Raw genomic sequence first — 18602 nt, forward strand, 5'->3', positions numbered from 1 at the left:
CTTTTTACATATCACTTTCTTCTATTACCTTTGCCACATGGCACAAGTAAAACCTACTCTGGCAAAGGGTACGCGCGATTTTTCTCCGATAGAGATGGAGAAGCGTAATCATATCTTCAATACGCTGCGCGTGATCTTCCGTAAATACGGATATAACGAAATACAGACACCTTCGTTCGAAAACCTAGCAACACTGACCGGTAAGTATGGTGAAGAGGGAGATCGATTGATCTTTAAAATTTTGAATTCTGGCGATTATTTGGCCAAAGCATCCGAATCGTTACTAGCCGATAAGAATTCGCTTAAGCTTGTTCCACAAATTTCAGAAAAAGCACTTCGCTATGATCTTACCGTGCCATTCGCGCGTTATGTCGTGATGCATCAGAATGATATTAGCCTGCCATTTAAGCGTTTTCAAATTCAGCCGGTATGGCGTGCCGATCGACCACAGCGTGGTCGCTATCGCGAGTTTTATCAATGTGATGTAGATGTGGTCGGCTCCACGTCTTTGCTCAACGAAGCGGAGTTTGTGCTCATTTATCACGAAGCGCTGCGCGCGTTGGGGTTACAGGATTTCGATATTAAGATCAACAATCGCAAGATCCTATCTGGCATCGCAGAAGTTCTTGGCAAGCCCGAGCTGATCGTAGATATGACAGTGGCCATCGATAAATTGGATAAAATTGGCTTAGAAGGCGTTAATAAAGAACTTTTAGAGCGTGGTTTTACGGATCAGGATTTGACAGTCTTGGAGCCAATTATCCTATTATCCGGTACGAATACAGAGAAGTTAGAAGCCTTAAAAACAGTATTGGCTTCCTCATCCGTTGGTTTGGCCGGCGTAGCAGAACTAGAAGAAGTTTTTGCGTATATCGCCGCATTAGATACCACCGGTGAAGTACTTTCCAACGCTGTAGAAGTAGATATTACACTGGCACGTGGTCTCAACTATTACACTGGCTGTATTTTTGAGGTGAAGACCAATGAAGTGCAAATGGGAAGTATAGGCGGTGGCGGCCGTTACGATGATCTGACAGGAATGTTTGGTCTCAAAAATCTAACAGGTGTAGGAGTGTCTTTTGGAGCAGATCGTATCTACGATGTGCTCGAAGAGTTAGGCTTGTTTCCTGAACAGTCTTCTGCCACTACACAAGTACTCATCTGTAACTTCGAGAAAAATTTGGAACGCCATACCTTGCCGATGGTGAATCGTCTTCGTGAACAAGGTGTCGCAGCCGAAATGTATCCCGAGCCTTCAAAATTAAAAAAGCAAATGAGCTACGCGAATGGTAAAGGCATACCTTTTGTCTGGTTGGTAGGAGAAGAAGAAGTAAATACAAATACCATCGCCGTTAAAGACATGAAAACAGGTGAGCAAGTGACCCTCGACGAATCAGCAGCAGTCGAAAAAATACGTTCGTCACTTTCTCAGGCATAATATCGTGCGATCGGCTAAAGCCATGGCACATATGTCGCGATTAATTATTAGATTTGTAGTCAGAATAATAAGAAATTCAATACTTAGAAATGAGTTCAACACCTATAACGAAAGAAACTTATCTAGAGTGGTACAAGTCCATGCTACTCATGCGTAAATTTGAAGAGAAAGCAGGCCAGCTATATGGACAGCAGAAAATTCGTGGTTTTTGTCACTTGTACATCGGTCAAGAAGCCGTAGTTGCAGGTACTATGTCGGTGATCAATCCAGAAGATTCTATGATTACGGCATACCGCGACCACGCTCATGCGTTGGCAAAAGGTATATCTGCAGATGCATGTATGGCTGAGCTATTTGGTAAAGCTACGGGCTGTTCCAAAGGTAAAGGCGGATCGATGCACTTCTTCTCAAAAGAACACAAATTCATGGGTGGCCATGGTATCGTTGGTGGGCAAATTCCATTAGGTGCGGGTATCGCATTTGCGGAGAAATATCTAGGAACCAATAACGTCAATATTTGCTATATGGGTGATGGCGCTGTTCGCCAAGGTGCGTTCAACGAAACATTGAACATGGCAATGTTATGGAAATTACCAGTAGTATTCGTTTGTGAAAACAACGGCTATGCCATGGGAACTTCTGTAAAACGTACCACAAACATGCAAGATATCTACAAAATGGGATTGGGCTTCGATATGCCAAGCGCACCTGTGGATGGAATGGATGTCGTAGCGGTACACAATGCGATGGATGAAGCAGTGCAACGCGCACGCGCTGGTGAAGGACCGACATTTTTAGAAATTCGCACTTACCGTTATAAAGGGCACTCCATGTCTGACCCCGCTAAATACCGTACCAAAGACGAATTAGAAGAGTACAAGGGCAGAGATCCACTAATCAATGTAAAGCACGCTATCTTGGAAAACAAGTATGCGGATGAAGCATGGTTCAAAGAGATCGAAGATGGCGTAAAGAAGGAAGTCGAGCAATCGGTGAAATTTGCTGAAGAGTCCGAATACCCAGATGCATCTGAAATCTATAAGGATGTATACGTGCAGGAAGACTATCCATTCATTATGGATTAATAATAAGAGAATTACTTTAACTAAATAGATTAGAATCCTACCAAATGGCTGAAGTAGTAAAAATGCCCAAAATGAGCGATACCATGACCGAAGGGGTTATCGCAAAATGGCACAAAAAAGTTGGCGACAAAGTAAGCTCTGGCGATTTGATCGCAGAGGTCGAGACCGATAAAGCAACGATGGACTTTGAGTCCTATCAAGAAGGTACCATCCTTTATATAGGTCCGAAAGAAGGTGAAGCAGTAGAAATTGATGCTGTCATCGCCGTGCTTGGTGAAGAAGGTGAAGAATACGAATCCTTACTGAAAGACGGTGGCTCATCTTCTAGCGAAAGCAAATCGGAAGATAAAGAAGAACAAAAAACAGCATCATCCGATAAAAAAGAAGAAGCGGAAGAAGACGATGCGGCAGGAGATGATGTTTCGGCCGAAGATCTTGGTGTCACAGTAATTACAATGCCGTTGTTGAGTGATACCATGAAAGAAGGCGTCATTGCACAATGGAATTTCAAAGTCGGTGATGAAATCAAATCTGATGATGCAATCGCTGATGTGGAGACCGATAAAGCAACAATGGAAGTAACTGCATATGCAGACGGTACATTGTTGTACATCGGAGTCGAGGCTGGTGATGCTGCCCAAGTGAACGAAATCATTGCGATCGTAGGGCCAGAAGGTACCGATATCAAACCATTGTTGAACAAGAAATCTTCGCCATCAAAATCTTCATCAGAAGATAAGAAAGAAGAAAAATCAGCAGAGAAAAAAGAAGATACTTCTGCGAAAGAAGAAAATACGTCATCATCATCTGATGATGCACGTGTAAAAGCTTCTCCTTTAGCTCGCAAGATTGCAAAAGATAAAGGAATTGATCTAACTCAGGTGAAAGGCTCTGCCGAAGGCGGCCGTATCGTGAAGAAAGATGTAGAAGACTTTACGCCTTCGGCGAAGGAATCTGCTCCTGCTAAAGAAGCCTCGTCTACAGCGGCATCTTCAGAAAAAACTACGATCAGCATTCCACAATACATCGGCGAAGAGCGATATACTGAGAAACCAGTAAATCAAATGCGTAAAACAATTGCGCGTCGATTGTCAGAATCACTCTTTACTGCGCCACATTTCTACCTTACTATCAGTCTGGATATGGATAATGCGATGGCTGCTCGTGCTCAGATCAACGAAGTAGCTCCAGTAAAAGTTTCCTTCAACGATATCGTGATCAAAGCGGTAGCAGTAGCTTTGAAAAAGCATCCAAACGTGAATTCTTCATGGCAAGGTGACAAAGTGAGATATAATGAGCATACCAATATTGGTGTAGCGATCGCAGTAGAAGATGGACTTCTGGTACCAGTAGTACGTTTTGCAGATGGCAAATCATTATCACACATTTCTGCCGAAGTAAAAGATTTCGCCGGTAAAGCGAAAGCGAAAAAGCTTCAGCCATCGGATTGGGAAGGTTCTACCTTCACCGTATCCAACTTAGGTATGTTTGGTATTGACGAATTTACGTCGATCATCAACTCGCCAGACGGAGCTATCTTATCTGTTGGAGCAATCCAGCAAGTACCTGTCGTAAAGAACGGCGCAGTAGTACCAGGCAATGTGATGAAAGTGACATTGGGATGTGACCACCGTGTCGTGGATGGCGCAACGGGTGCTGCATTCTTACAGACTGTAAAAAGTTTGATCGAATCGCCAATTCGTTTGTTGGCGTAACCCGATTTCTTATATTTAAGGCCACTTCATTAGAAGTGGCTTTTTTATTATAGCGAATTTTTAATTACAATTACAACGTGAATTTTACCCTATTTTCCCTATTAATTAGTGCTTGTTTTTTTATGTCCTGTGCCTCTTCAGAAGAGAAGCAAGAGCAGGCCGAGCAGAAGCAAGCAAACCTCGATAGTATTGCGCTCGTATACGATCCGGCTAATGCGGATGCGGAGATTGATCAGTTTATGCGCAACTTGCATCGCAAAGGTTTCAATGGCAACGTTCTAGTGGCCAAAAAGGGCAAAATAATCTATCAAAATGCATTTGGCTGGGCCAACTACTTGTTAAAAGATAGTTTGCATATTGATTCGCGTTTTGAGTTAGCATCCGTATCCAAGCCGTTGACTGGTGTAGGTGTGATGCAATTGGTAGAAGCCGGAAAGTTGAGACTGGATCAGACCGTCACGGAGTTTTTTCCCGATTTTCCGTTTCCCGGTGTTACGATTCAACAGCTCTTATCACATCGCTCGGGATTGCCCAATTATGTTTACTTTTCGGAAGACCATTGGAAAGATCGCAAAAAGGGAATGAGTAATATGGATGCCATGGCTTTATTGGCCGAACATAAGCCTAATCGTTATGGTGCGCCAGACGGTCGATTTCATTATAACAATTCCAATTTTATGGTCTTGGCTTCGATCGTTGAGAAAGTAACAGGACAAGATTTTGCCGTTTATATGAAAGAAAACGTATTTAGGCCTGCCGGGATGAAAAATACAGCCATACTTTCACGTGCCGTTTACGAAAAGATTCCTACGGATGTGATCGGGCATGACAAAACTTGGCGAAGATCGGTTGTGCAAAATTATTTGGATGGGCCGGTAGGAGATAAAGGAGCTTATAGTACCGTGCAAGATCTATTTCTCTTTGATCGAGCGTTGCGAGATGGCCGTTTGCTGAAGCAACAAACCCAAGATTCTAGTTATGTAGCACGCAGCGATGCACGTCGTAGTTTATTCAGTTATGGATATGGTTGGCGCACATTTACTCCGCCCAATAATCCGATCGTATACCATACAGGTTGGTGGCATGGATTCAAAAGTTTATATGTACGCGATCTTCAAAACGATATCACCATAGTTTTGTTAACTAATATGGCAAACGGTAGTTTAAATCAGCTAGACGACTTGTATAAAATCTTAAAAATGCCTATTTTGAGACAGAACGCTTACAACTCAAATGGCGATTTGGTAAATTAAATAAACTTGAATACGATATGAAAAAGACATTGATATTGGGCGCGAGCACAAACCCAGCGAGATACTCATACTTAGTAGCGAATAAACTGACACGCAAAGGGCACACTATCGTCAACGTCGGATTGAAACAAGGATCCGTAGCAGGAGTAGAGATCGAGCCTGCAGAGCAAGTACATACAGATATCGATACGATCACATTATATGTAGGCCCGAGAAATCAAGCAGTATATTATGACTATATTATAAATACAAAACCAAAGCGCTTGATCATGAATCCTGGTACAGAGAATCCAGAGTTGCGTGAAAAAGCATCAGCAGCGGGTATTGAGGTGGTAGAAGCATGTACGCTTGTCATGCTCAATACAGGCCAATTTTAGTACGTAGTCAAGCCAATAATCATTTGTAAAGGCGGTATCTATGAGATGTCGCCTTTTTCTGTTTTGTGATATGCTCCAGAAGGTGATAGACTTTGTGAAGAAAGTACAATAAGTGCTAAATGGTAGATGATAGTCTCAAAAAAAGAAACACCTGAAGCGGGGAACCTCAGGTGTTTCACTAACTAACCAATTATTAACCTAAATTATGAATACAATCAAACCATCAATATCTGTGCCATTTGAAATGTAGAAAATAGGTTTAACAATGTTTTAACAACTAGCGTATGAACAGCGATTATGTATCTTTGAGTAGTATGTCGGATATCAAGAAAAGATTTGATAGAATATTATCAATTTATATTTATTTACAGACAAAGCGTGTCGTCACTGCGGCCGATCTATCTACTCAATTTCAGGTTAGTGTTCGTACAATCTATCGCGATGTTCAGTCCTTGTTGCAAGCCGGTGTTCCTGTCTACGGCGAAGCTGGTGCCGGATATTCAATAATGCCTGAATATCGGCTGCCAGCAATTCCTTTCACCCGCGAAGAAGCATTGAGCTTTCTGGCGGCAGAAAAACTGGTTGGACAATATACAGACAAGCAACTATCCCACAATTTTACAACGGCAATCAGCAAGATGAAAGCCTTGCTACGCTACTCCGAAAAGCAGCATCTTGAAGATGCAAATGCACAGGTGCTGGTGCATGGTATGGAGCATGTTTTTAACCAAGAATTACCAGATGGTCTAAGTGTATTAATAGAAAGTATTGTATCCAAACGATGTGTGCATCTCCGATATCAAAAACCAGATAGCTCTACGCCCGATGACCGGATTATAGAACCGGTAGGTGTCTTTATTGAAGGCCGTTTTTGGTATGTCATGGCTTATTGCCAGCTTCGGCAAGATTATCGGCAGTTTCGTATGGATCGGATGCACTATATTCGACTTACTACAGACTCCCATTCACAAGTGCATCAAAATCTCGCATTCTACCTAGAGAAGAAAAATCCAAGCCCTAAAATTACAGTGATTATCCGTGTAGATCACGCAATAGCTCGTTTTTTAAATTGGGATAGGCTACATTATGGTTTTACGCACGAAGTAGTTTTAGATGGTGAAGTCGAAATGCATTTTCAGACCGATAATGTAGAAGAACAATTTGCACGTTGGTTTATGATGTTTGGCGATCAGGCTCGTATCATCGAGCCTCCTCAACTTAAACTCCGCATTCGGAAGTTATTAGAAGATAATTTAAAAAAGCTTGATCAAGAATCCGCATAACACCAAAGCAGGAGTCACACTATAGTGTGACTCCTGCTTTGGTGTTATGCGGAAGAACAAAATCGCCTATTTGCTACGATCCCAGAAAAAAGGTGGTTCGATACCTAGTAGCCTTAGGTATACAAAACCTTGGCCGCGATGGTGTATTTCATTATCAATGAAATATAAGATGTTATGTATAATCGGGAAATTGTACTGACCAAATAGATTGTAGTCATCTGCAAATCTTTCTTCAGGAATCTGCAAAAACAACTTCTCGATCTGCGGCGTAGCTTCGTCCCAAGCTTTTAGTAATTCTTCCTTGTTAGTATATGGCAAATCGTGGTCGTAAGGTTTGCTTTCGTGATGCACAATGCCATGCAACCCCGGTACAGCTAGGCTGAGTAGCTCCTTGATCAGATCGGCAAAAGTACGCATTTGATCCACTTTAAAGGTAAACAGATGGTCTTCAGGAAATTTTTCTAAAGTGCGTCGCGTCAAATTGCGATGTTCTAACCAATGATTCAGTAAATCGTGTTTTGAAAGAATTGCTGTGTTCATAATGCTGTTTTAAATGATATGTTATAGATAAATGTATGGTGCAAACATACCGATGGTCGATGACAGCTGTCTGTCAGTAGTATAATTGAAATTTCTATTTAATTCAAAATAGCTGATGGATCTACTACATAGTCATCGAGTTCTGATGCATGGATCTATGAATAACTTTTAAAAAATAATGCACTAACTATTTGATAGTTATAACTAATTGTATACCTTTGCAATCCCTAAATGGGAGAAGTGTGTCTTGAGCGAAGCCCTACTGCTTCGATGGACGTTTAATTAATTTATTTTATAACATGTCAGGAATTATTGGTAAAAAAGTAGGAATGACCAGCCTGTTCAGTACAGAGGGAAAGAATATCCCATGTACAGTAATCGAGGCTGGGCCGTGCGTGGTAACGCAGATACGTACGGTAGAGAAAGATGGCTATTCTGCTATTCAACTTGGCTATGATGATGCTAAGGAAAAGAATACGTCAGCTCCTCTAAAAGGACACTTCGCAAAAGCGGGAGTGGCTCCTAAGCGTAAACTAGTGGAATTCAAAACTTTCGAAGATGAGAAAGCACTAGGAGACACTGTAGATGTAACTTTATTCGAAGAAGGCGAGTTTGTCGACGTAGTCGGTACTTCTAAAGGTAAAGGTTTTCAAGGTGTAATGAAGCGTCATGGCTTTGGTGGTGTAGGTGGTGCGACTCACGGTCAGCACAACAGACTACGTGCACCTGGTTCATTAGGTGCTTCATCTTGGCCTTCACGCGTATTCAAAGGGATGCGTATGGCGGGTCGTACAGGTGGTGAGAGAGTAAAAGTTCAAAACCTTCAGGTGTTGAAAGTTTACCCTGAGCAAAACCTAATCGTGGTTAGTGGTTCCATTCCTGGAGCCAAAGGTTCTTATGTAATCGTAGACAAGTAGAGAGAGATGGAAATTAACGTATTTAATTTATCAGGAAAAGAAACAGGTGCCAAGGTGCAGCTTCCTGAGTCGGTATTCGGTGTTAAGCCAAGCGACCATGCGATCTATTTGGATGTGAAACAGTACTTAGCGAACCAACGCCAGGGAACACACAAATCAAAACAACGTAATGAGATCGCTGGTTCTACGCGTAAATTACACAAGCAAAAAGGTACAGGTGGTGCTCGTGCGGGCTCTATCAAATCTCCTTTGTTCAATGGTGGTGGTCGTGTATTCGGTCCGCAACCACGTGACTATTCTTTCAAATTGAATAAAAAATTGAAACAATTGGCACGTAAATCAGCGTTGAGCTACAAAGCACAAGAAAATAATGTAGTAGTGTTGGACGAAATTAACTTCGATACCATCAAAACTAAAAACTACTTGGCTTTAGTAAACGCGTTGAACATTGCTGATGACAAAACCTTATTGGTATTGCCAGCATACAATAACAATGTTTATTTATCTAGCAGAAACTTGAAGAAAGCAAAAGTAATCGTTGCTTCTGAGTTGAATACATACGATGTATTGAACGCAACTAAATTATTGTTGACGACAGATTCTGTTAAAACTTTGGAGGAGGCATTCGCTAAGTAATTATGGAAATTATCAAAAAACCAGTCTTAACTGAGAAAGCTTCAATCTTGACGGAAAAACAAAACCGTTATGCTTTCAAAGTAGATCATAGAGCTAATAAAATCCAGATCAAAGAAGCTATCGAAGCGATGTTTGGTGTAACTGTTGTGGGCGTGAATACCATGGTCGTAGCAGGTAAAGCTAAAAGCCGTTTCACGAAAGCTGGAAACGTATCTGGTAGAGCTCCTAAGTACAAAAAAGCCGTCATCACTGTGAAAGATGGCGATACTATTGACTTTTACACTACACTATAATAAGAAATGGCAGTTAAAAGATTCAAACCGGTAACCCCTGGTACACGTTTCAGAGTTGGTGCAGACTACTCTGATGTGACTACTAACGTCCCTGAAAAGTCGTTGACAGTAGGATCTAACAAAAGATCAGGCGGTCGTAATAAATCCGGTAAAATGACTATGCGTTATATCGGTGGGGGACACAAAAAAGTGTACCGATTAATAGATTTCAAACGCGATAAAAAAGATATCCCTGCAAATGTTGCTACTATCGAGTACGATCCAAATCGTACAGCACGTATTGCCTTGTTGCACTACGCAGATGGTGAAAAACGCTACATCCTTGCTCCAGCTGGTTTAACAGTAGGCATGACTGTAGTAGCAGGCGAATCAGTTGCCCCAGAAATTGGAAATACATTGCCATTGGCAAAAATTCCTTTGGGTTCGATCATTCACAACATTGAATTGAACCCAGGTCAAGGTGGTTCGATCGCTCGTTCTGCTGGTACATATGCACAATTATCTGCACGTGACGGCAAATACGCAATTATCAAATTGCCTTCTGGCGAGACACGTATGATCCTTGCTACTTGTGTTGCTACGGTAGGTTCGGTTTCTAATGCCGAGCGTTCTAACGAAGTATTAGGTAAGGCAGGTCGTAAACGTTGGTTAGGTCGTCGTCCTCGCGTTCGTGGTGTAGCTATGAACCCTGTCGATCACCCTATGGGTGGTGGTGAAGGCCGTTCATCTGGAGGTCATCCACGCTCTCGTACGGGTGTGTTAGCGAAAGGTTACAAAACTCGCTACAAGAAGAAAACATCGAATCGTTACATCATTGAAAGAAGGAAAAAATAATGGCTCGTTCAATTAAAAAAGGTCCTTATATCGATCACAACTTAGAAAGAAAAGTTCTTTCTATGAATGAAACAAACAAAAAATCAGTTATCAAAACTTGGTCTCGTAGATCTATGATTTCACCTGATTTTGTGGGCCATACCTTCGCAGTGCACAACGGGAATAAATTTATCCCTGTTTATGTAACGGAAAATATGGTTGGTCACAAGCTTGGTGAGTTTGCACCTACGCGTACATTCAGAGGCCACGCAGAAAAGAAAAAATAATAGGTAATGGAAGCAACAAAAAAACTCAAAAAATCTGTCTTAATTAGACAGCGCAAAGAGCAGGAAAAAGCTCAAGTAGGAGGAGCTTCTACTGCCAAATTGTTGAACTGCCCTACCTCTCCGCGCAAAATGCGTTTGGTAGTGGATCTGATCCGTGGTGAAAAAGTAGAAAACGCTCTTTACATCTTGAAACATACAGGTAAAGAAGCTGCTATTCGTGTTGAAAAACTATTATTGTCGGCGATCAAAAACTGGGAAACCAGCAATGAAGGCGCTTCAGTAGAAGATAGCACTTTGTATGTAAAAGAAGTATCTGTAGGTGGTGGTCGTCAATTGAAAAGATTGCGCCCAGCTCCACAAGGTCGTGGCTATAGAATTCGTAAACGTTCGAATCACGTGACTTTGGTAGTAGATAGTTTAAAAAACGTTAACAACTAATTTATAAACAAGAATGGGACAAAAAGCAAATCCAATAGGTAGCAGATTAGGAATCATCAAAGGATGGGATTCTAATTGGTTCGGAGGCAACAACTATTCCGATAAATTAGTTGAAGACGAAAAAATCAGAAAATATCTTTCTGTACGTATCGCTAAAGGTGGCGTAGCAAAAGTAGTTATCGAAAGAACACTTAAGCGCATCACAGTTACGATCCATACAGCACGTCCAGGTATCGTTATCGGTAAAGGTGGTCAGGAAGTGGATAAGATCAAAGAAGAGTTGAAAAAACTGACTAAAAAGGATGTTCAAATCAACATTTTTGAGATCAAACGCCCAGAGCTTGACGCTAAATTGGTAGCAGAAGGTGTCGCTAAACAATTGGAAGCAAGGATTTCTTTCCGTCGCGCCATGAAGACAACTATTGCAGCTACGATGCGTATGGGTGCCGAAGGTATCAAGATTATGTGTTCTGGTCGTTTAGGTGGTGCTGAGATGGCACGTACCGAGCAGTACAAAGAAGGAAGAACTCCTCTACACACGCTTCGTGCAGATATTGATTATGCATTAGCTGAAGCCTTGACTACTTACGGTAAGATCGGTGTAAAAGTGTGGATCTGTAAAGGCGAAGTGTATGGTAAACGCGATCTTTCTCCGAACATCGGACAAGGCGCTAACACCAAAACACGTGGCGGCAACGAAGGTGCTGGCGATCGTCGTGACAATCGTGGTGGTGCTCGTGGCGGACGTCGTGATGGCGGACGTGGTGGCAACAACAACCGCGGTGGCGCAGGTGCGAAAAGAGGATAATTAATAATTTGATTTAGATTAAAGTAAGTGTCTGCGTGATGCAGACTTAAACAGAATACGAACATGTTACAGCCAAAAAGAACGAAGTTCAGAAAGATGCAGAAAGGCCGCATGAAAGGCAACGCTACTCGTGGAGCAGAGTTGGCTTTCGGATCTTTCGGTATCAAATCATTGGAACCAGCATGGATCACCAGTCGTCAGATCGAGGCAGCGCGTATCGCGGTTACTCGTTTCATGAAACGTGAGGGTCAAGTATGGATCCGCATATTTCCTGACAAACCTGTTACCAAAAAACCTGCAGAGGTGCGTATGGGTAAAGGTAAGGGTGCTCCTGAGTATTGGGTGGCAGTTGTACGCCCAGGCCGGATGTTATTCGAAGCAGAAGGTGTGCCTTTGGAAGTTGCCAAAGAAGCATTGCGCCTAGCTGCTCAGAAATTACCGGTTCAAACCAAGTTTGTGATACGTAGAGATTACGTTGAAGCATAATAATCATCGGTAATGTCAACGATTTAGGCTTGTGGCCGTTACCCACAAGCCACTCTATAAATCAGCGATAACCCGGTAAAATTAGACATGATGAAAAATTCAGAAATCGTAGAATTATCAAAAGAGGATTTAGCAGCTCAACTCAAAGAGGAGAAAGCTGCCCTTAACAAATTGAAATTTGCACATGCTGTTTCTGCTATTGAAAACCCTAACGTGATCAAAGCAGCTCGCAAAAACATTGCGCGTCTCTCAACAGAGATCTCTAAGCGCAAAAACGAAGCGAAAGCACAAGAAACAGCCTCTGAGGCATAAATTAAAAGTCGAAATGGAAAGAAATTTAAGAAAAACAAGAATCGGCTTAGTAGTTAGCAACAAAATGGACAAGTCTATCGTAGTAACGGTTGAGCGTAAAGTGAAACACCCTATCTACGGTAAGTTCGTTAAAAAAACTACTAAATTTAAAGCTCATGACGAAACAAATACCTGCGGTATCGGCGACACGGTATTAATCATGGAAACTCGTCCGCTGAGTAAAACAAAGAACTGGAGATTGGTAGAAATTTTAGAAAGAGCTAAATAATGGTACAACAGGAATCAAGATTAAATGTAGCCGACAACTCTGGAGCTAAAGAAGTTTTAGTAATCCGTGTATTAGGCGGTACGCGCAAGCGTTATGCATCTATCGGTGATAAAGTTGTTGTTACCGTAAAAAGCGCGATGCCTTCTGGAAACGTGAAGAAGGGTTCAGTATCTAAAGCTGTAGTAGTTCGTACGAAAAAAGAAATCCGTCGTAAAGATGGTTCTTACATTCGTTTCGATGACAATGCTGCAGTATTGTTAAACAACAACGATGAGCCACGCGGCACACGTATCTTCGGCCCAGTAGCTAGAGAGTTACGTGAGAAGCAGTTCATGAAGATTGTATCACTAGCACCGGAGGTTTTATAATTATGGCACAAAAGAAAAAAACAACTACGCACAAAATCAAACTGAAAAAAGGAGATTTAGTGAAAGTTATCGCTGGTAACTCTAAAGGTGTACAAGGTAAAGTTTTGCAAATCCTTACGGATGCAAACAGAGCCGTGGTAGAAGGCGCTAACATCGTAAAAAAACACACTAAACCAAGTGCAGCAAACCCTAACGGTGGTATCATCGAGAAGGAAGCTGCTATCAATATCTCTAACTTGACGTTGATCGATCCTAAAACAGGCGAGCCTACTCGCGTAGGACGTAAAGTTAATGAAGATGGTAAAATTGTTCGTTACGCAAAAAAATCAGGGGAGGAAATTAAATAATGACTTACGCACCAAGATTAAAAGCGAAATATGCGGATGAAATTCGTAATTCGCTGAAAGAAAAATTTCAGTACAAAAGCGTGATGCAAGTTCCTAAACTGCAGAAGATTGTTGTATCTCAAGGTGTAGGAGCTGCCACAGCAGACAAGAAATTGATCGACAATGCAGTAGCAGAGTTGACAATGATTACAGGTCAGCAAGCGGTAGCTACTAAATCTAAAAAAGATATCTCCAACTTCAAATTGCGTAAAGGTATGCCTGTTGGTGCTCGTGTAACATTACGCGACAACAATATGTATGAATTCCTTGATCGTTTGATCGCAGTATCATTGCCACGTATTCGCGATTTCCGCGGTATCAATGATAAAGGTTTTGACGGTCGTGGTAACTACAACTTAGGTGTTACTGAGCAGATCATCTTCCCTGAGATCAACATTGATAAGATCAATAAGATCCAAGGTATGGATATCACTTTCGTGACTTCTGCTAACAATGATATTGAAGCATTGGAGTTATTGAAACAATTCGGTTTACCATTCAAAAATCAAAATACCAACAACAATGGCTAGAGAAGGTGTAAAAGCACGCGAAATTAAGCGTCAAAAATTAGTTGCAAAGTATGCAGACAAACGTGCAGAATTAAAAGCTGCCGGTGATTATGCTGCTTTGGACAAATTGCCTAAGAATGCTTCTCCAGTACGTTTGCACAATCGTTGTAAATTGACTGGTCGTCCTAGAGGATATATGCGTCAATTTGGTATCTCTCGTGTAACTTTCCGTGAGATGGCTCTTGATGGCAAAATCCCGGGAGTGAGAAAAGCCTCTTGGTAATTTAAAAAAAATCTTTACTTTTGCCCCGATAAGCTTATTACTAGCTTATCAGGGCATTTGCTTTGCAATTTTATTTACAGATAGCAGGTCTGCAGCTATGGTTAGCTAGTGGAAACCGTTGTCACAATTTTATTTATATAATGAATACAGATCCAATAGCGGATTACCTTACACGAGTAAGGAATGCCATCAAGGCCAACCACAGGGTTGTTGAAATTCCTGCATCGAACCTTAAAAAAGAAATTACTAAAGTTCTTTTTGACAAAGGTTACATTGCTAATTACAAATTCGTAGAGGAAGGTCCTCAAGGCGCGATCAAAGTAGCTTTGAAGTACCATCCAGTTAGCAAAATCTCGGCTATTCGCACCTTGACACGTGTGAGTAAACCTGGTTTAAGAAAGTATGCAAGTGTTGAAAACATGCCTCGCGTGTTGAACGGTTTGGGTATCGCCATCTTGTCCACTTCTAAAGGAGTGATGACAGATAAAGAAGCCCGCGTTCAGAACGTTGGTGGTGAGGTTTTATGTTACGTTTATTAATCTAGGAAAAACACGAAGAAATGTCAAGAATTGGAAAAGCGCCTATCGCCATCCCTGCGGGAGTGACGGTGACTGTATCAGACAAGAATCTGGTAACAGTAAAAGGGCCAAAAGGAGAATTACTACAGCAGGTAGATAGCGACATTACCGTTAGTCAAGAAGATGGTAATATCGTCGTAACACGTCCTACTGAACAAAAAAGACACAAAGCTTTGCACGGTCTTTACCGCGCATTGATCAACAACATGGTTGTTGGTGTTACAGAAGGGTACAAAACTACGCAAGAATTGGTAGGTGTGGGTTACCGTGCCGCTGCCAATGGTAATACACTAGAGTTAACTTTAGGTTTCTCGCACCAGATCGTTTTCGTACTGCCAAAAGAGATCACCGTTACAACTACTGCCGATAAAGGTAAGAACCCAACGATCACGTTGGAATCTACTGACAAGCAATTGATCGGTCAAGTAGCGGCTAAGATCCGTAGCCTACGCAAACCAGAACCATACAAAGGTAAAGGTATCAAGTTTGCTGGCGAAGTGTTAAGAAGAAAAGCAGGTAAATCAGCTAAAAAATAATAACGATGGCAGGAAGTAAATTATCTCGCAGAGCGAGAATCAAAAAAGGAATTAGAAAACACCTGACCGGAACAACTGCACGTCCACGTTTGACCGTATTCAGAAGTAATAAAGCAATCTACGCGCAAGTAATTGACGATACTACTGGTAAAACATTAGCGTCTGCTTCTAGCATTTCGAAAGAATTTGCTGCAACAGGCAATAAAGTAGATCAATCGAAAGCCGTAGGTACTATGGTTGCTGAGAAAGCAAAAGCTGCAGGTGTAGAAAAAGTAGTGTTTGACCGTAATGGGTATTTGTACCATGGCCGTATCAAGTCATTGGCTGAAGGTGCTCGCGAAGGCGGTTTAGACTTTTAATCAAACGAAGAGATGTCAACAAGCAATATTAAAAGAGTAAAATCAAGCGAGATGGAATTGAAAGATCGCTTAGTAAGCATTCAGCGTGTAGCGAAAGTTACTAAAGGTGGTCGTACCTTCAGTTTCTCGGCTATCGTTGTTGTAGGTGACGAAAATGGTATCGTAGGTTTTGGCCTAGGAAAAGCTAAAGAAGTTACTGAGGCGATCACTAAAGGAATCGATGACGCGAAAAAGAACTTGGTAAAAGTTCCTATCATTCATGGTACAGTGCCTCACGAGCAGTTAGGTAAATACTCAGGTGGATCTGTTTTGATCAAGCCTGCAGTAAGTGGTACTGGAGTACTTGCCGGCGGTGCAATGCGTGCCGTATTGGAGAGCGCTGGTATTACAGACGTATTAGCAAAATCATTAGGTTCATCAAACCCACACAACGTAGTTAAAGCAACTATCGAAGCATTGGGTAGCATGAGAGATGCCTATACAGTAGCGCAACAACGCGGAATCGATTTGAATAAAGTATTTAACGGTTAATATCATGGCAAAAATTAAAATCACCCAGATAAAGAGCGTTATCGATAGAAGCGAGCGCCAAAAGAAAACAATCGAAGCTTTGGGATTGCGTAAAATCAATCACGCAGTAGAAGTTGAAGCCACACCAGCTATTATTGGTATGGTAAGAAAGGTCAACCACTTAGTAAAAGTAGAGACCGTCTAAGTAATTACATCTATGGAAAGAACGACTCACTGTTCTTTCCATTTATAGTTTATTATCTAGTATTTATCGTTATGGCCTGTTTAGTGAGAGCGAAGGCATAACACAACTTTAACAACAATGAATTTAAGTAATTTAAGACCAGCTAAAGGATCAACAAAAAACAAAAAACGTATTGGTCGTGGTCAAGGTTCTGGACGTGGTGGTACTTCCACTCGTGGTCACAAAGGTGCTGGTTCTCGTTCTGGTCACAAAACGAAAATTGGTTTCGAAGGTGGACAGATGCCTTTGCAACGTCGCGTTCCTAAGGTCGGTTTCAAAAACATCAACCGTGTAGAATACGTAGGTGTAAACCTTGATGTATTACAAGAATTAGTTACTAAACACAATTTAACTACGGTAGATTTCGAAACTTTAAGAACTCATGGTCTTGCATCTAAAAATGATTTAGTAAAAGTACTAGGTCGTGGCGAATTAAGCGCTAAAGTAGATGTACAAGCTCATGCCTTCTCAGCAACAGCTCAGAAAGCAATTGAAGCAGCTGGAGGTTCTATCGTTAAAATTTAATTCATGAATAAACTAATCACAACATTAACCAATATATGGAAGATTGAAGAGCTTCGTAAACGTATCTTGTATACGTTCCTGTTGCTTTTTATCTACCGTGTAGGATGTCACGTTGTTTTGCCTGGAGTAAATCCGGCTCAATTGATGATTGGAAGTGGTAGAGACGGGACAGACATACTTGATATCATCAACATGTTTGCTGGGGGAGCATTCTCGAGTGCGGCTATCTTCGCCTTAGGTGTAATGCCGTATATCTCCGCATCCATTGTTGTGCAGCTTTTAGGAATAGCAGTGCCTTCTTTTCAGAAAATGCAGAAAGAAGGCGAATCCGGTCGTAAGAAATTGACCCAAATCACACGTTACCTAACGGTAGCGATTACGGTGGTACAGGCGATTGCTTACGTCAGAACGCAAATTACTCCTGATGCCAAATTGATTGCTGATCCGATGTTTACTATTCTGGCAGCGATTGTTTTGACAGCGGGTACGTTATTTGTCATGTGGTTAGGTGAACGAATTACAGATAAAGGAATAGGAAACGGTATTTCCTTGATCATTATGTCGGGTATTATCGCACAACTTCCTGCTGGTATTTCAGCAGAAACGGTTTCCCGTATGGGTGGCCAAGGTGGTCCGATTGCCTTATTGGTCGAGTTTGTCGCATTATTGTTCGTGGTTATCTTTACCATCTTGGTGGTACAAGGTGTGCGCAAGATCCCGGTTCAGTATGCAAAGAAAATCGTTGGAAACAAGCAAGTGGGTGGTGTAAGACAATACATTCCGTTGAAAGTGAATGCAGCGGGTGTAATGCCAATCATCTTCGCGCAAGCGATCATGTTTCTACCAATGTCCTTGATTCAGTTCTTTCCAGATATTCAATCCGAATTCCTTCGGTCGTTGAGTAACTATACGTCATTCACGTACAACATGGTGTTTGCCATCCTGATCATTGCATTTACATTCTTTTATACAGCCATCATGGTTAATCCGCAGCAAATGTCGGAAGATATGAAGAAGAATGGCGGTTTTATCCCAGGTATCAAGCCAGGGCACGACACCAATCTTTTTATTGACAATGTCATTTCACATATCACTTTCCCAGGTGCTGTTTTTGTCGCAATCATTGCGATCTTGCCAGCCATTGCGGCGCTATTTGGCGTCAACAATCAGTTTGCACACTTCTTCGGAGGTACGTCATTACTGATCTTGGTGGGTGTAGTATTAGATACGTTGCAACAGATTGAAAGTCATCTATTGATGCGTCATTACGACGGTTTGATGAAAACTGGTCGTGTGAAAGGCCGTTCGGCTGCTGCAGTAGAAGGCGTAGATCAATCGGCATTATAAGTTCAATC

28 protein-coding genes are annotated in these 18602 nt (G+C 41.7%); 27 read left to right on the forward strand and 1 reads right to left on the reverse strand.

Going from position 1 to position 18602, the window contains the following annotated elements; all coding sequences use genetic code 11:
- Positions 1-37: 37 nt before the first annotated feature.
- The 6 genes from hisS to A0125_RS08855 all read left to right on the forward strand — a co-directional run bounded on the left by hisS (position 38) and on the right by A0125_RS08855 (position 7151).
- On the forward strand, positions 38-1438 hold the full coding sequence (hisS, locus tag A0125_RS08830; RefSeq protein ID WP_066754726.1) for a histidine--tRNA ligase: 1401 nt from the start codon (positions 38-40) through the stop codon (positions 1436-1438).
- A gap of 89 nt (positions 1439-1527) precedes the next feature.
- Positions 1528-2523, forward strand: a complete 996-nt coding sequence (gene pdhA, locus A0125_RS08835) for a pyruvate dehydrogenase (acetyl-transferring) E1 component subunit alpha (RefSeq protein WP_066754728.1) — start codon at positions 1528-1530, stop codon at positions 2521-2523.
- A 44-nt stretch (positions 2524-2567) separates the two neighbouring features.
- Positions 2568-4238, forward strand: a complete 1671-nt coding sequence (locus A0125_RS08840; RefSeq protein WP_066754730.1) for a 2-oxo acid dehydrogenase subunit E2 — start codon at positions 2568-2570, stop codon at positions 4236-4238.
- A 122-nt stretch (positions 4239-4360) separates the two neighbouring features.
- Positions 4361-5491, forward strand: coding sequence for a serine hydrolase domain-containing protein (locus A0125_RS08845; RefSeq protein WP_066754732.1), 1131 nt, complete (start codon positions 4361-4363; stop codon positions 5489-5491).
- A gap of 17 nt (positions 5492-5508) precedes the next feature.
- Positions 5509-5868, forward strand: coding sequence for a CoA-binding protein (locus A0125_RS08850; RefSeq protein ID WP_066754734.1), 360 nt, complete (start codon positions 5509-5511; stop codon positions 5866-5868).
- A gap of 284 nt (positions 5869-6152) precedes the next feature.
- Positions 6153-7151, forward strand: coding sequence for a helix-turn-helix transcriptional regulator (locus tag A0125_RS08855; protein WP_082784979.1), 999 nt, complete (start codon positions 6153-6155; stop codon positions 7149-7151).
- Between the two features lie 66 nt (positions 7152-7217).
- Here the strand turns inward: A0125_RS08855 and A0125_RS08860 are convergent, their stop codons facing one another.
- Positions 7218-7691, reverse strand: coding sequence for a DinB family protein (locus A0125_RS08860; protein ID WP_066754738.1), 474 nt, complete (start codon positions 7689-7691; stop codon positions 7218-7220).
- A 299-nt stretch (positions 7692-7990) separates the two neighbouring features.
- Here A0125_RS08860 and rplC point away from each other — a divergent pair, with 299 nt between their 5' ends.
- The 21 genes from rplC (at position 7991) to secY (ending at position 18594) form a co-directional block, all read left to right on the forward strand.
- Positions 7991-8608: a 50S ribosomal protein L3 gene (rplC, locus tag A0125_RS08865; RefSeq protein ID WP_066754740.1), complete on the forward strand. Its 618-nt coding sequence runs from the start codon at positions 7991-7993 to the stop codon at positions 8606-8608.
- A gap of 6 nt (positions 8609-8614) precedes the next feature.
- Positions 8615-9244 (forward strand): 50S ribosomal protein L4, encoded by a 630-nt coding sequence (rplD, locus tag A0125_RS08870; protein ID WP_066754742.1) that lies wholly within the window; start codon positions 8615-8617, stop codon positions 9242-9244.
- 2 nt (positions 9245-9246) lie between these two features.
- The gene (gene rplW / locus A0125_RS08875) at positions 9247-9537 is read left to right on the forward strand and encodes a 50S ribosomal protein L23 (RefSeq protein ID WP_066754744.1); all 291 of its coding nucleotides are present in this window, start codon (positions 9247-9249) and stop codon (positions 9535-9537) included.
- Positions 9538-9543: 6 nt separating this feature from the next.
- Positions 9544-10371 carry a 50S ribosomal protein L2 gene (gene rplB / locus A0125_RS08880; protein WP_066754746.1) on the forward strand — a complete coding sequence of 276 codons (828 nt, stop codon included), beginning with the start codon at positions 9544-9546 and terminating at the stop codon, positions 10369-10371.
- Entirely contained in the window at positions 10371-10637 is a 267-nt protein-coding gene (gene rpsS / locus A0125_RS08885) for a 30S ribosomal protein S19 (protein ID WP_002997495.1), read from the forward strand. The genes rplB and rpsS overlap by 1 nt, the downstream gene beginning before the upstream one ends.
- A gap of 6 nt (positions 10638-10643) precedes the next feature.
- Entirely contained in the window at positions 10644-11075 is a 432-nt protein-coding gene (gene rplV, locus A0125_RS08890; protein WP_066754747.1) for a 50S ribosomal protein L22, read from the forward strand.
- Positions 11076-11088: 13 nt separating this feature from the next.
- Positions 11089-11883, forward strand: a complete 795-nt coding sequence (gene rpsC, locus A0125_RS08895) for a 30S ribosomal protein S3 (protein WP_066754748.1) — start codon at positions 11089-11091, stop codon at positions 11881-11883.
- 63 nt (positions 11884-11946) lie between these two features.
- Positions 11947-12369 carry a 50S ribosomal protein L16 gene (rplP, locus tag A0125_RS08900; RefSeq protein ID WP_066754750.1) on the forward strand — a complete coding sequence of 141 codons (423 nt, stop codon included), beginning with the start codon at positions 11947-11949 and terminating at the stop codon, positions 12367-12369.
- Positions 12370-12459: 90 nt separating this feature from the next.
- Positions 12460-12681: a 50S ribosomal protein L29 gene (rpmC, locus tag A0125_RS08905; protein WP_066754752.1), complete on the forward strand. Its 222-nt coding sequence runs from the start codon at positions 12460-12462 to the stop codon at positions 12679-12681.
- Positions 12682-12694: 13 nt separating this feature from the next.
- Positions 12695-12949, forward strand: a complete 255-nt coding sequence (gene rpsQ, locus A0125_RS08910; RefSeq protein ID WP_066754754.1) for a 30S ribosomal protein S17 — start codon at positions 12695-12697, stop codon at positions 12947-12949.
- Complete coding sequence (gene rplN, locus A0125_RS08915) at positions 12949-13317, forward strand: 50S ribosomal protein L14 (RefSeq protein WP_066754756.1); 369 nt, start codon at positions 12949-12951, stop codon at positions 13315-13317. The genes rpsQ and rplN overlap by 1 nt, the downstream gene beginning before the upstream one ends.
- 2 nt (positions 13318-13319) lie before the next feature.
- Positions 13320-13664, forward strand: a complete 345-nt coding sequence (gene rplX, locus A0125_RS08920; RefSeq protein ID WP_066754758.1) for a 50S ribosomal protein L24 — start codon at positions 13320-13322, stop codon at positions 13662-13664.
- Positions 13664-14233: a 50S ribosomal protein L5 gene (gene rplE / locus A0125_RS08925; protein WP_066754760.1), complete on the forward strand. Its 570-nt coding sequence runs from the start codon at positions 13664-13666 to the stop codon at positions 14231-14233. The genes rplX and rplE overlap by 1 nt, the downstream gene beginning before the upstream one ends.
- The gene (gene rpsN, locus A0125_RS08930; RefSeq protein ID WP_066754762.1) at positions 14226-14495 is read left to right on the forward strand and encodes a 30S ribosomal protein S14; all 270 of its coding nucleotides are present in this window, start codon (positions 14226-14228) and stop codon (positions 14493-14495) included. The genes rplE and rpsN overlap by 8 nt, the downstream gene beginning before the upstream one ends.
- Before the next feature lie 140 nt (positions 14496-14635).
- The gene (rpsH, locus tag A0125_RS08935) at positions 14636-15034 is read left to right on the forward strand and encodes a 30S ribosomal protein S8 (protein ID WP_066754768.1); all 399 of its coding nucleotides are present in this window, start codon (positions 14636-14638) and stop codon (positions 15032-15034) included.
- Positions 15035-15054: 20 nt separating this feature from the next.
- Positions 15055-15609 (forward strand): 50S ribosomal protein L6, encoded by a 555-nt coding sequence (rplF, locus tag A0125_RS08940; protein ID WP_066754770.1) that lies wholly within the window; start codon positions 15055-15057, stop codon positions 15607-15609.
- 5 nt (positions 15610-15614) lie between these two features.
- Positions 15615-15968: a 50S ribosomal protein L18 gene (rplR, locus tag A0125_RS08945; protein ID WP_066754773.1), complete on the forward strand. Its 354-nt coding sequence runs from the start codon at positions 15615-15617 to the stop codon at positions 15966-15968.
- A 12-nt stretch (positions 15969-15980) separates the two neighbouring features.
- On the forward strand, positions 15981-16499 hold the full coding sequence (rpsE, locus tag A0125_RS08950; protein ID WP_066754775.1) for a 30S ribosomal protein S5: 519 nt from the start codon (positions 15981-15983) through the stop codon (positions 16497-16499).
- 4 nt (positions 16500-16503) lie between these two features.
- Positions 16504-16683: a 50S ribosomal protein L30 gene (gene rpmD, locus A0125_RS08955; protein WP_066754777.1), complete on the forward strand. Its 180-nt coding sequence runs from the start codon at positions 16504-16506 to the stop codon at positions 16681-16683.
- Positions 16684-16800: 117 nt separating this feature from the next.
- Positions 16801-17247, forward strand: coding sequence for a 50S ribosomal protein L15 (rplO, locus tag A0125_RS08960; protein ID WP_066754780.1), 447 nt, complete (start codon positions 16801-16803; stop codon positions 17245-17247).
- Between the two features lie 3 nt (positions 17248-17250).
- On the forward strand, positions 17251-18594 hold the full coding sequence (gene secY, locus A0125_RS08965; protein ID WP_066754781.1) for a preprotein translocase subunit SecY: 1344 nt from the start codon (positions 17251-17253) through the stop codon (positions 18592-18594).
- The last annotated feature ends 8 nt before the right edge of the window (positions 18595-18602 follow it).

Source organism: Sphingobacterium populi, assembly GCF_001586775.1.
GTDB lineage: Bacteria > Bacteroidota > Bacteroidia > Sphingobacteriales > Sphingobacteriaceae > Sphingobacterium > Sphingobacterium populi.